Raw genomic sequence first — 12,813 nt, 5'->3', positions numbered from 1 at the left:
CCGACGCGGTGGCCGCGGTTGCGGTGACGGGCAGGCAGCTGCGGCCCGCGAGGAAGTCGATCGCCTGCCGCGTCGAGGCTTCGCGCGGGTCGCCGAGCGGATAGCGGATATCGTCCTCCGCCCGGCAGCTCGCCTCGACGGTGCCGGCAAGCCCGTCATAATAGGCGCCCTGGCGTGCGGCGTTCTGCGTCGAGAGTGCGACCACGCGCAGACGGTCGTCGCAGGCGGCGCGGTCGAGCCCGATCTGGCCGACGGGCTTGCCATAGGTGTTGGTGCCGATCAGCCCGGCAGCGCTGTGCAGATAGGGGATCATCGCGTTGATCACGAGTTCGCTCGCCGAGGCGGTCCCGCCCGTGCCGATGAACGCGACGCGCGTCGGCGCGATCGATTCGGGCTGCGGCGCGAAGAAGCGCGTCGTGTTGTTGGCGGATTTTTCGGTGCGGAAGGTCGTGTAGCTCGAGACTTCGGACGTCGCGCGGTTGCGGCCGAGCAGGTCGGTCATCAGCTCTGCGATCGAGATCAGCCCGCCGCCATTATAGCGCAGGTCGATGACGATATCGGTGACGTTCTGCGCGCGGAAGCTGGCAAAGGCGGCGCGCAGCGCGGGGTCGGCGGTCGAGATGAACGTCCGGAGGTTGATATAGCCATAGTTGCGGCCGCCATCGGCGATGACCTTCGCACCGTAGCGGCTCGAGACCGGGAGCAGCGCGAAATCGGTCTTGGTCAGCGTGATGTCGCGCGTGCCCTGCGCGTCGCGGATCTGCAGCACGCGGCTGGTGCCGGCCGTGTCCGGGCCGAGCGCGGTCGAGACGCCCGCGCTGCCCTCTGCGGCGAAGATCGCGCTGACGGTCCGCAGCGTGTTGGCAGTGGTCCCGATCGCGACGATTTCGGCACCGCGATCGACCTGCGCCGCCAGCGCGGCGCCGCCTTCGAAGGATTCGATGACATAGGCACGGCGCCCGCTGCCATCGATGCCGAGACGGAAGCCGAAGCCGGCATTGGACCCCGCCTCATAATAGGCATCCTCCTCCTTGATCGACGTCAGGTAGGTGAAATAGCGGTCGCGGCGCTGGCCGCGCGCGGTCGCGGTCAGGGCGTCGATATAGGCGTCGACGGTCGTATAGGGTGTCGGGTCGAGGCTGGCGGGCAGCGTCTCGGGGAACAGGTACCATTCGCGCAGCTGCGCCGCGGCCCAGTCCTGCCGCTCGCGCAGGCTGCACCCGGCGACGGTCGTCGGGGTGGTCGTGCCGGTGGTCGGGGTGGACACCCCGGGCGTACCGCCGGTCGATCCCGATACCGCGCCGGAGTCTCCGCCGCACGCACTCAACATAGCCAGCATCGCCAGGCTGGCGCCGATCCGTCCGTTACGCATACTCATTCCCCCATTTGTCACGATGCTAGCCGGGAAGATCGGGGCTGTCAGCGTAGAATTCCGCCCGTTTCGAGGCTTGTCCGGCGACCGGCGGAACGGCCATTGCGGGGCGGGGCGCGCATGCCTAGATTGTCGTCATGAACACCTTCCTCGTCATCCTCCTGATCGCGGCGATGATCGCGACGCTCGTTGCTCTGGTGCGCGGGGTGGTGACGTTCCTGCAGGACCAGTCGGCGCAGGTGAAGGACGGGGGGCCGAGCGCCGCGTCGCTGAAATCGAACCGGATGATGCAGCAGCGCATCTTCTTTCAGGCGATTGCGATCCTGATCGTCGTGCTGATCCTGTTCGCCGCGGGCCGGACCTGAGCCCGAAGGGCGTACCGTCATGGTAAAGCTGAACAAGATCTACACGCGGACCGGCGACGCGGGGACCACGGGGCTGGTCGACGGGTCGCGCGTGTCCAAGGCGTGCCCGCGGATGCAGGCGATCGGCGATGTCGACGAGGCGAACAGCGCGATCGGCGTGGCCGCGGTGGCGCTGGGCGATCATCCGCTTGGCCGAGCGCTCGAGCGGATCCAGAACGACCTGTTCGATCTCGGCGCGGACATCGCGACGCCGGGCGAGGATTTCGCGCCGTCCGAAATGACGCTGCGGATCGTCGGTTCGCAGGTCGAGCGGCTCGAAGGCGAGATCGACGCGATGACCGCGCAGATGGCGCCGCTGACCAGCTTCATCCTGCCGGGCGGATCGCCGGGCGCTGCGGCGCTGCATCTGGCGCGCGCGATCACGCGGCGCGCCGAGCGCGCGGTGGTCGCGGTCGACGACCCGATCAATCCGCTGGCATTAGCGTATGTTAACCGCCTGTCGGATTTCCTGTTCGTCGCCGCGCGTGCGGTGAACCAAAACGGGGCGAGCGACGTTCTTTGGCGACCGGGGGCAACGCGCGGATAGTGCTCCGTATCGCTGCATCCTTTTATAAGGGGCCGTGCCGCGTGCATCGCCCGCACGAGGACAGTCGATGCCGAACCCCGTCCCCACCCATAATCCCGCGACCCTGCCTGACACGGACGCACTCGGTGCCCGTTTCACAGCGGTGCGCGACCTGTCGATCGCGCTGGCCGCGCCGCTGTCGGATGCGGATGCGACGGTGCAGTCGATGCCCGACGCGTCGCCGACCAAATGGCATCTCGCGCATACCAGCTGGTTCTTCGAGACGTTCGTGCTGCGCGATCATGTCGCGGGCTACCGGCTGCACGACGAACGCTTCCCGTTCCTGTTCAACAGCTATTACGAGGCCGAAGGCCGGCGGCATGCGCGCGACCGGCGCGGGATGATCACGCGGCCGACACTCGACGAGGTCCGCGCGTACCGCGCGCATGTCGATGCGGCGCTGATCGCGGCTCTGCCCGATCTGCCCGAGGCGGCGCGCGAGCTCGTGGCGCTGGGCTGCCATCACGAGGAGCAGCACCAGGAATTGCTGGTGACCGACATCCTCCATTTGTTTTCGGAAAACCCGCTCGAGCCCGCAGTCTGGGCTGCGCCGCGCAAGGTGCCGGTCGAGATGCCGGGCGCGATCGGCTGGATCGAACGCGACGCCGGGATCGCGCGGATGGGGCATGACGGCGACGGCTTCGCGTTCGATTGCGAGACGCCGCGGCACGACACGCTGCTCGCGCGCCACGCGATCGCCGACCGGACGGTGACCAATGGCGAATGGGCGGCGTTCATCGCCGATGGCGGCTATAGCGAACCGCGCCACTGGCTCGCCGATGGCTGGGCCTGGGTGAAGGCGGAGGGCATCGTCGCGCCGATGTACTGGGAAGAACGCGACGGCGGCTGGACGCGGTTCGGGCTCGACGGGCGGCGCGCGATCGATCCGGCGGCGCCGGTGACGCATGTCAGCTTCTACGAGGCGGACGCCTATGCCAGCTGGGCGGGCGCGCGGCTGCCGACCGAGGCCGAATGGGAGGCCGTTGCGGCGGACTATGCCGGCGATGGCGGCAACCAGATGGATGCGGCGGGCCCGGTCGAGCCGCGGCCGGCACGCGCCGGCGACCCCGCCTTTTTCGGCGACGTCTGGGAATGGACGGGGAGCGCCTATCGCCCCTATCCCGGCTTCCGCGCGGTCGAGGGTGCGGTCGGCGAGTATAACGGCAAGTTCATGAGCGGACAGTTCGTGCTGCGCGGCGGGAGCTGCGCGACGCCGCGCGACCATGCGCGGGCAAGCTATCGCAATTTCTTCTACCCGCACCAGCGCTGGCAGTTCACCGGCGTCCGGCTCGCCAAGGATATCTGATGTTGAAGCGTGAAATCGAAGACGGCGAGCAGAGCCTGGCCGACCCCGCCTTCCGGGCGGACGTGCTCGCCGGGCTGGAACGGCGGCCGCGCGCAATTCCGGCGCGCTGGTTCTACGACCGGCGCGGGTCCGAGCTGTTCGAGGCGATCACCGACCTGCCCGAATATTATCCGACGCGGACCGAGCGCTCGATCCTCGAGACCGCGTGCCCCGAGGTCGCCGAGATTGCCGGCGCGGGACGTGCGGTGGTCGAATTCGGGTCGGGGTCGTCGACCAAGACGCCGATCCTGCTGAGCGCGGTGGCGCCGTCGGTCTATGTGCCGATCGATATCTCGGGCGATTTCCTGCGCGAATCGTCGCGCGTGCTCGCCGCGCAGTTCCCCGAGCTGCTGGTCCTGCCGTTCGAGGCGGATTTCATGCGGCCGCTGGCACTGCCGAAGACGATCGCGGACACGCCCAAGCTCGGTTTCTTTCCGGGGTCGACGATCGGCAACATGATCCCGCTGATGGCGGTCGACCTGTTGAAGGCGATGCGCGCGTCGCTCGGGATCGGCGCGATGCTGCTGATCGGGATGGACCGGATCAAGGATCCCGCGGTGCTGGTCCCCGCCTATGACGATGCGCAGGGCGTGACCGCGGCGTTCAACATGAACCTGCTCGAGCGGATCAACCGCGAGCTCGACGCCGACGTGCCGGTCGAGGCGTTCCGACACAAGGCGGTGTGGAACGACGATCGTGCGCGGATCGAGATGCATCTCGAGGCGCAGCGCGACGCCGCGTTCACGATCGAAGGGCGGCCGTTCGATATCGCCGCGGGCGAGACGATCCACACCGAGAACAGCCACAAATACGGGTCGCGCGATGCGCGGATCCTGTTGCGGTCGGGCGGGTGGACGCCGATCCGCGAATGGACCGATCCGGCGGGGTTGTTCTCGCTGTACCTGGCGGAAGCGCAGGCGGAGCGGCCGGCGCCGTAAGGGCGGGGCAGCTGGGTGAGGGCGGGGCAGGTGCTTCGACTTCGCTCAGCACGAACGGGGGGGCGTAGTTCGCGGCCCCGTTCGCCCTGAGCGCAGTCGAAGGGCGCGCCCCGTGCGCGCCGCTTCGACTTCGGTCGCTTGTAATCAGCGGCCTGCGGCGTCGTCCGCGTTCATCGGCTCGTCGCCCTGCTTCTTGGCCTCTTCGTAGCGCTCGATCGCCTCGATCGTGATGCGCTTGGCTTCCTCGGCATCGCCCCACTTGCCGACGCGGACCCACTTCTTCTTCTCAAGGTCCTTATAGTGGGTGAAGAAATGCTCGATCTGCTCGAACACGATCTCGGGCACGTCGGCACGGCCGCCGACGTTCGAATAATAGGGGAACACGTCGTTGACGGGGACGCAGACGAGCTTCTCGTCGCCGCCGGCCTCGTCCTCGAGGTTGAGCACCGCGATCGGGCGCGCGCGGACGACGCAGCCGGGGATGAAGGGCGAGCGCGCGATCACGAGCGCGTCGAGCGGATCGCCATCGGGGCTGAGCGTGTGCGGCACGAAGCCGTAATTGGCGGGGTAGCGCATCGGCGTGTGCAGGATGCGGTCGACGAACAGCGCGCCCGATGCCTTGTCGAACTCGTACTTCACGGGCTCGCCGCCGGTCGGGACTTCGATGATGACGTTCAGGTCTTCGGGCGGATTCTTGCCCGTCGGGATGAGGTCGATACGCATGGCGGTCCTTTCAGAAATGGCGGTGCCGGCCGCTTCCCCTTGGGGAGGCGGCCGGCACCGGAAAAATATCGGAACTGTCAGCGCGGCATCAGCAACTTGTCCAGTCCGCCGTCACCTGTACCGACCTTCTCGAGCCGCGGATAGCGCGGGCCGTCATGGTAATCGAGCGAGACGTCGCGGAATCGCTCGTTGTTTTTACAGTCAGACGGATCGGCAGCTTTGTGCCTTGGGCCGCCAGAATTGCCGCTTTCATGCGGTCCGACGAGTAGGATTCGCCGTTGACCGCCTCGATTTCGGTGCCGACGTCGATCCCGGCGCGGAACGCGGGGCTGTCCCAGATCGAGGCAGTCACGACGCCGTCCTTGTTCATCACCAAGCCCAGCGAATAGCTGACATCGGTGCCGCGGCTCTTCTCCGCCTGCTTCAGATACGGGCTCTGCACGGGGCCATAGACCAGCTTGTAGCCGTTCATCGCAAAGCCGTTGATCGGCGCGGGCTTGCCCGTCTCGGTCAGGCGCGTGGTGAGGAAGCCCGCCCAGTCATAGGGCAGGATGCCGTTCAGCGTCTTGGCCACGTCGTCGAACGTATAGGTGACCTCGCCATAATCGCCGTTGCGGATGCCGAAGAACGCCTTGGCAAAATCGTCGATCGACTTGGTGCCGCCCGACTTCTGGCGGAGCATCGCGTCGACCTCCATCCAGACCATCAGCCCTTCATTGTAGTAATCCTCCGAGCGCTGCCAGCTGGTCCAGCCCTTAGGACGGCGCGACGAGATGACCGGATCGTTGGTGGTGTCGATCAGCGGGCGCCACTGGCGACCCTGCGCGGTGTCGTAGGTGCCCAGAATCGAGGCATAGCCGTCGAGCGTGTCCTGCTTGCTGACCAGACCCGAGCGCGCCTGGAGCACATAGCCCCAGAACTGCGTCTGGCCCTCATAGACCCAGAGCAGCGAGTTGCGCATCGGCGTGCGGAAATCGGGCGTCCACAGGTCGGCGCCGCGGCGGAACTTGCCGTCCCAGCTGTGCGTGAATTCGTGCGGCAGCAGGTTGCGGGCCGACGCGCCCGTCTCCCATTCGGTGAAATAGCCGGGGCGGACGCCGTTTTCCGAGCTGCGATGATGTTCGAGGCCAATCCCGCCGAGCTGATCGGTGATCGAGAGCAGGAACTCGTAATGATCATAATGCTCGGCGCCGAAGGTGCGCGCGGCCTGATCGACGAGACGCTTGTGTGCATCGATCTGTTCGGGCTTGGCGGCGAGCTGGTCGGGGGTGTCGGCGAAGACGTTGAGGTCGACCTTCGGGCTCAAAGGCCAGACCTTGCCGTACTTGCCCGCGAGGATCGGCGAATCGACGAGGATCTCGTAATTGGTCCGGTCATAGGCATAGGTCGCGCCCGACACCTTGGCGGGGACCGCACCCGCGGCGGTCCAGCCGGTCGGATAGGTGACGGTCATCTTCACCGGGATCTGACGCGTATAATAGCCGGCGGGATAGAGGCTGACCGAGTTCGGCTGGAGGCTGATCATCGTCGGCGTCATGACGACACGGCCCTGGTCCGCCTTGGTCGCGGAGATGAACTGGAAGGTCGCGTCGAGCTGTTTGGTGCCCGCGGGGACGTCGATGTGGAAGGCGTAGACGTCGACCGGATCGCGCGTCCAGGGAAGGATCCGGCCGTTCGCGCGGATCACCAGCCCGGCGAGCTTCTCGATCTCGCCGCGTGGCGCATGGTTGCCGGGCAGCCATTTCGGGAAGAGCAGCGCCATCTTGCCCGATTTGGCGACGGGGATCGTCTCCTTGACGCGGAAGATGCCGCGCTCGGTATCGGTCGCGTCGATGTCGAGCAGGATCGTGCCGGGATAGGGCGTGTCCTGCGCGGCGGGGATCGTGTCGACGAACGGCACCGGCTGTGGTGCGGTGTTGCCGGCGGGGACTTGCGCGACCGCGGGAAGTGCAGACGCGAGCAGGGATGCGACGAGAAGCTTGCGGATCAAGGAAAGGGCCTTCCGGCAGAGAGACGATGGTCAAGGTGTAAGCGGCAGAAAGGGCAGTCGTCCAGCCTTTGCCGGGGGTGTATAGTTTCGCGTCGCAGGCGTTTGGTGCGTCGCGCTTTGCCACATGCGCCGTCATCCTGACGAACGTCAGGATCCAGGGTTACGGGCGGTGGTGTTTATGGCTCTGGATCCTGACTTTCGTCAGGATGACGGAAGGGGCAGGGTCAGCTGCTGCCGAGCACGTTGATGGTGAAGGCGAGCACGCCGATGTTGAAGACGAACGCGGCCATGCACTGGCCCAATGCGACCTTGCGCACGCGCCGCGACGTGATCTCGACGTCGGAGGTCTGGAAGGTCATGCCGAGCGTGAAGGCGAAATAGGCGAAGTCCCAGTAATCGGGCTCGGCGCAGGAGGGGAAGTCCAGCCCGCCCGCGTCGCTGCCATCCGCGGCGTCGCTGTAGAACAGATGCGCGTAATGCAGCGTGTAGACCATGTTCGAGAACAGCCAGGCGAGCACCAGGGTCGTGACCGAGATCAGGACCGCGACGAGATCGGTCTTGCCCTGCAATTCCTTCGCCACCGCGACGAGCACGACGATCAGGATCGTCCCGCTGAACGCGAGCAGCACCGCGCGGTTGGCGTCGTTCTCGTCCGCATAGCGCCGCATCCGCTCCGCGGTGGCGTTGCCGAACAAGGTCGCGACGGTGGCGAGGAACAGGACCGCGGCGATATCGAACGCCGCCATCGTGCCGCGGCCCAGCCCCAGTCGGGGGATCAGCGCGACGAGGCCGATCGCGAAGACGCATGCAAACAGCACGAAGCGCGGCGGGGCGATGCGCCGGCCGAGCCCCCAATAGCGGACGTCGTTGCTCATGTGACGGCGCTAGCGCTTCGCGGGCACGTCGCCTAGATACGCGCGCATCATGGCCAGAACAGAAACCCCGCGTCGCATCCGCGGCACTCAGGACATCTTCGGCGACGAGCAGCGCCGTTTCGCGCATGTTCTCAGCACCTTCGACGCGTGCGTGCGCTGTATTGCTTTCAGCGGATCGACATCCCGGTGTTCGAATCCACCGCGGTGTTCGCGCGCTCGCTCGGCGAGACGACCGATGTCGTGTCGAAGGAGATGTACACATTCGAGGATCGCGGCGGGGATTCGCTGACGCTGCGGCCCGAATTCACCGCCGGGATCGCGCGTGCCTATCTGACCGAGGGCTGGCAGCAGTTCGCGCCGCTCAAGATCACGACGAGCGGCCCGGTGTTCCGCTATGACGCCCGCAAAAGGGGCGGTTCCGGCAGTTCCACCAGATCGACGCCGAGGTGATCGGCGCGGCCGAGCCCGCGGCGGACGTCGAACTGCTGGTGCTGGCGGACCAGCTGCTGCGCGAGCTCGGCATTGCGGACGGGGTGACGCTGCAGCTGAACACTTTGGGCGATGCCGAGACGCGTGAAGCCTGGCGCGCGGCGCTGGTCGCGCATTTCGAGGCGCATCGCGGTGAGCTGTCCGAGGACAGCCTGACGCGGCTCGAGAAGAACCCGATGCGGATCCTCGATTCGAAGGATCCGAAGGACCGGCCGATCGCGGACAGCGCCCCCGATATCGACGCGTATCTGCGCCCGAGGCGCGCGCGTTCTTCGATGCGGTGACCGCCGGGCTCGATGCCGCGGGCGTCGCGTGGGAGCGCAATGCGCGGCTGGTGCGCGGGCTCGATTATTACCGCCACACCGCGTTCGAGTTCGTGACCGACCGGTTGGGGTCGCAGGGGACGGTGCTGGCCGGTGGGCGCTATGACGGGTTGATCGGGTCGCTCGGCGGGCCCGAGACGGCGGGTGTCGGCTGGGCCGCGGGGGTCGAGCGGCTGGCGATGTTGCTCGACGAGCCGGCGGCGGCCGGGATCGACGCGGTGGTCGTGCCGATGGGTGCCGCGGCCGAAGCGCGCGCGACCGGCATCGTCGCGGACCTGCGGCGTGCGGGCGTCGCGGTCGAGATGGCGTACAAGGGCAAGATGAAGGCGCGGATGGCGAAGGCGGATGCGCTCGGCGCGCGGTTTGCGATCATCCTTGGCGATGACGAACTCGCCAAGGGCGTGGGCGCGGTGAAAGCGCTCGCGACCGGCACGCAGACCGAGGTCGCGTTCGCCGATCTGGCGGAGGCGCTGCGTTGAGCCTCCCCGTCATCCCGGCGCAGGCCGGGATCCAGCGCCATGAAGGCTGCGCCCGGTCACCCTGGATCCCAGCGTTCGGCTGGGATGACGCAAGAGGGAGCGTCCGCATGACCCAGATCTCCCCGGACCGGATCCGCGCGATCGAGGCGCGGCGGGACGAGTTGCAGGCGCTGATGTCGACCGGCGACCTGCCGTCCGACCGCTTCGTCGCGGTGTCGAAGGAATATGCCGAGCTCGAACCCGTCGCGCAGGCGGCGACCGAAGTGCGGCGGCTGCGGCAGGAGGCCGAAAGCCTCGCCTTCATGGCCGAGGATGCCGATGACGAGTTGCGCGCGATGGCGTCGGAGGAGCTGCACGAGAACCGCACGCTGCTCGAGACCGCGGACCGCAAGCTCGCGCTCGCGTTGCTGCCGCGCGATTCCGCGGACGAGCGCTCGGCGATGCTCGAGGTGCGCGCCGGCACTGGCGGCGACGAGGCGGCGCTGTTCGCGGGCGACCTGTTCCGCATGTACCAGCGTTATGCCGAATCGCAGGGCTGGCGGGTCGAACTGATCTCGGGATCGTCGTCCGACGCGGGCGGATTCAAGGAAGTCGTCGCCAGCGTGACGGGGCAGGGCGTGTTCGCGAAACTGAAGTTCGAGAGCGGCGTCCACCGCGTCCAGCGCGTGCCCGCGACCGAGGCGGGCGGCCGGATCCACACCTCGGCGGCGACCGTCGCGGTGCTGCCCGAGGCGGAGGAGGTCGACGTCAAGATCGACGACAAGGACCTGCGCATCGACGTCTATCGCTCGTCGGGGCCGGGCGGCCAGTCGGTCAACACGACCGACTCTGCTGTGCGGATCGTCCATATCCCGACCGGGCTGACGGTGATCCAGCAGGACGAGAAGTCGCAGCACAAGAACAAGGCGAAGGCTTTGCGCGTGCTGCGGACGCGGCTGTACGAGGCGGAGCGCGACCGGTTGCATGCCGAGCGTGCGGGTGCGCGCAAGTCGATGGTCGGGTCGGGGGATCGATCGGAGCGGATCCGGACGTATAATTTTCCGCAAGGCCGCGTGACCGATCACCGCATCAACCTGACGCTGCACCGGCTGCCGGAAATCGTCGCGGGCGATATGGGCGAGCTGATCGGCGCGCTGGTGTCGCAGGACGAGGCGGACCGGCTGGCGCAGCTGGATGGCTGAGCCTGGCTGCTCCCCCCCATCCCGCGTGCGGGAGGGGGCCGGGGGTGGGCGCGCGGCGTGTTCCAGGAAGGCGCCGCGTTCCGGTCTTTCGACACATCGCCGACAGTGCGACCGCGGTGAGCGCGAGCCCACCCCCCAACCCCCTCCCGCAAGCGGGCGGGGGGTACGTCAGGCCCTCGCCACGGCGGCCACGCGCTTCGCCTTCTCCGCCACCCCCCGCCTCGACGCTGAATTGCTGATGGCGCATGCGCTGGGCGTCGAGCGGAACGCGATCCTGCTCGATCCCGACCGCTACGCCGTCCCCGCCAGGTTCGCTGCGCTCGTCGAGCGTCGTCTCCGGCATGAGCCGATCGCCTATATCACCGGCACGCGCGGCTTCTGGTCGATCGATCTTGCGGTCGGGCCGGGGGCGCTGGTACCCCGCGCGGACAGCGAGACGCTGCTGATCGCCGCGCAGGCGCATTTTGCCGGTCGTGCGCCCGCGACGATCCTCGATCTCGGCACCGGCCCCGGCACGCTGTTGCTCGCCGCGCTCGACGAATGGCCCGCGCGCGGTCTCGGCATCGACTTTTCGGCGGACGCGCTCGGCTATGCGCGCGCCAATGCGGCGGCACTCGGCATGGCGGATCGGGCGCAGTTCGTGCGTGGCAGCTGGGCGGACGCGATCGAGGGGCGGTTCGACCTGATCCTCGCCAACCCGCCCTATATCGGTACCGCCGAGACGCTGCCGCCCGAGGTCCGCGATCACGAACCGCATGCGGCGCTGTTCGCAGGCGCGGACGGGCTCGACGATTACCGGATCCTCGCGGCGCAGCTCCCCGCGCTGATCGCGCCCGGCGGCGCGGCGGTGATCGAGATCGGCGCGACGCAGGCGGCGCCGGTCTCGGTGCTGCTCGAGGCGCAGGGGCTGCACGTTGCGCTACATCATGATTATGGCGGAAACCCGCGTGTCCTGCTTGCGCGATGACCGGCGCGACTTGACGATTATGGCCTGCCGCCGCATATTTCGCTTGTGGGAGGCCCTTCCGGGCCGCTATCACGTGGGCAGGGGCACGCAATCTCGACAACTTGGTCGTTTTTGAGCGTTGACCCGCATCCTTCGCCTTAAAGTCGCTGCAGTCCGGCGGCCCTGGCAAGTCCGACGCATCGTCATCGGTGCGCGGCGGGGGGTTTGCACCGCATTTCGGAGCACGACCAGATTTTGGTTCGACGACTGAGGACACAAGCTTGATCAACAACCGGCAAGCCGGCCGCCGTCGCGGTCGTGGCAACAATAATAATGGCGGCGGTGGCGGCGGTGGCGGTCAACGCCAAGGCGGCGGCGGTGGTGGTGGCCAGGGTGGCCGCGACACCGGCAACCGCATCGACAGCCGCGCGCGCGGCAACGCGAGCCAATTGTACGAGAAGTACAAGAACCTGGCGCGCGACGCGCAGATGCAGGGCGACCGCGTCAACATCGAATATTATCTGCAGTTCGCGGATCATTATTTCCGCGTGCTGAGCGAAACCCGCGCGCGCTTCGAAGAGAGCCAGCCCCAGGCGCAGCAGCAGCCGCGTCGCCAGCAGCCGTTCGATCTCGACGGCGACGACGATTATGGCGACGAGGGCGAACCGATCCGCTCGGGCGAGCAGCAGGGCAGCCAGCAGAACGGCCAGCAGCACGGGCAGCAAAACGGCCAGCAGGGATCCGGCGACCAGGCGGCGATGGCGAATGGCGGCCAGTCCAATGGCCAGTATTCGAACGCCCGCGCGCGCCGTGAGAGTCAGGGCCGTGATAGTCAGGGCCGTGATGGCCAGGGTCGCGACGACCGCTCGCAGCGGGACGATCGCCCACGCTACGACGCGAACCGCAACGAGGGCCAGCGTGGCGAGGCTCGCGGCCCGCGGATGACGCAGTCGCGCGACGAACAGCCCGGTGACGAGCAAGGCCAGCAGCGCGAGACCCAGCCTCGCGAAAACCAGGGCCGTGACGAGTATCGCGATGCCCCGCGCCGCGACACCATCCGTCGCACGCCACGCGCCGCGCGTCCGGTCCAGGCCGAGTCCGAGCAGCAGGGCGAGCGCATGGAAGAGGTCGCCGCGCGCAGCGTAACGCCGGCCACGCCCGC

9 protein-coding genes and 3 pseudogenes are annotated in these 12,813 nt (G+C 67.7%); 8 read left to right on the top strand and 4 right to left on the bottom strand.

The genetic code is table 11. The features are described from left to right. On the bottom strand, positions 1 to 1,372 hold a 1,372-nt coding region (locus NI18_RS16900), incomplete at its 3' end, for a S41 family peptidase (protein WP_306286480.1). 137 nt (positions 1,373 to 1,509) lie between these two features. On the opposite strand from NI18_RS16900, the gene NI18_RS16895 reads away from it, so the two are divergent. From NI18_RS16895 to egtD, 4 genes are all read left to right on the top strand, one after another. Further along, complete coding sequence (locus NI18_RS16895) at positions 1,510 to 1,737, top strand: twin transmembrane helix small protein (protein WP_031395690.1); 228 nt, start codon at positions 1,510 to 1,512, stop codon at positions 1,735 to 1,737. A 19-nt stretch (positions 1,738 to 1,756) separates the two neighbouring features. Then, positions 1,757 to 2,323 carry a cob(I)yrinic acid a,c-diamide adenosyltransferase gene (locus tag NI18_RS16890; RefSeq protein WP_031440452.1) on the top strand — a complete coding sequence of 189 codons (567 nt, stop codon included), beginning with the start codon at positions 1,757 to 1,759 and terminating at the stop codon, positions 2,321 to 2,323. Between the two features lie 67 nt (positions 2,324 to 2,390). Beyond that, positions 2,391 to 3,668 (top strand): ergothioneine biosynthesis protein EgtB, encoded by a 1,278-nt coding sequence (egtB, locus tag NI18_RS16885; RefSeq protein WP_052149287.1) that lies wholly within the window; start codon positions 2,391 to 2,393, stop codon positions 3,666 to 3,668. Then, positions 3,668 to 4,645: an L-histidine N(alpha)-methyltransferase gene (gene egtD, locus NI18_RS16880; RefSeq protein ID WP_037531658.1), complete on the top strand. Its 978-nt coding sequence runs from the start codon at positions 3,668 to 3,670 to the stop codon at positions 4,643 to 4,645. Before egtB ends, egtD begins: the two co-directional genes overlap by 1 nt. A 144-nt stretch (positions 4,646 to 4,789) precedes the next feature. Here egtD and ppa read toward each other — a convergent pair whose 3' ends face one another. From ppa to NI18_RS16865, 3 genes and pseudogenes are all read right to left on the bottom strand, one after another. Further along, complete coding sequence (gene ppa / locus NI18_RS16875; protein ID WP_031393175.1) at positions 4,790 to 5,368, bottom strand: inorganic diphosphatase; 579 nt, start codon at positions 5,366 to 5,368, stop codon at positions 4,790 to 4,792. A gap of 77 nt (positions 5,369 to 5,445) precedes the next feature. Then, positions 5,446 to 7,358: pseudogene (locus NI18_RS16870) on the bottom strand (peptidase M61). Between the two features lie 224 nt (positions 7,359 to 7,582). Further along, a complete protein-coding gene (locus NI18_RS16865) occupies positions 7,583 to 8,233 on the bottom strand; it encodes a DUF1345 domain-containing protein (protein WP_037531656.1) in 651 nt (216 codons plus the stop codon). A 49-nt stretch (positions 8,234 to 8,282) separates the two neighbouring features. Between NI18_RS16865 and hisS the strand changes: the two are divergent. The 4 genes and pseudogenes from hisS to NI18_RS16845 form a co-directional block, all read left to right on the top strand. Beyond that, a pseudogene (gene hisS, locus NI18_RS16860) lies at positions 8,283 to 9,524 on the top strand (histidine--tRNA ligase). A gap of 107 nt (positions 9,525 to 9,631) precedes the next feature. Beyond that, on the top strand, positions 9,632 to 10,705 hold the full coding sequence (prfA, locus tag NI18_RS16855; protein ID WP_037531654.1) for a peptide chain release factor 1: 1,074 nt from the start codon (positions 9,632 to 9,634) through the stop codon (positions 10,703 to 10,705). 163 nt (positions 10,706 to 10,868) lie between these two features. Then, positions 10,869 to 11,672: pseudogene (gene prmC, locus NI18_RS16850) on the top strand (peptide chain release factor N(5)-glutamine methyltransferase); the annotation flags it as partial. Positions 11,673 to 11,932: 260 nt separating this feature from the next. Beyond that, positions 11,933 to 12,813: DUF4167 domain-containing protein (locus NI18_RS16845; protein ID WP_052149286.1), on the top strand; the 881-nt coding region annotated here is incomplete at its 3' end.

Origin of the sequence: Sphingomonas sp. Ant20, assembly GCF_000783375.1 — a bacterium.
Classification (GTDB): Bacteria; Pseudomonadota; Alphaproteobacteria; order Sphingomonadales; family Sphingomonadaceae; genus Sphingomonas; species Sphingomonas aerolata.
Note: the sequence above shows the minus strand (reverse complement) of the source record. Positions and strands in the feature narration are given on the sequence as shown.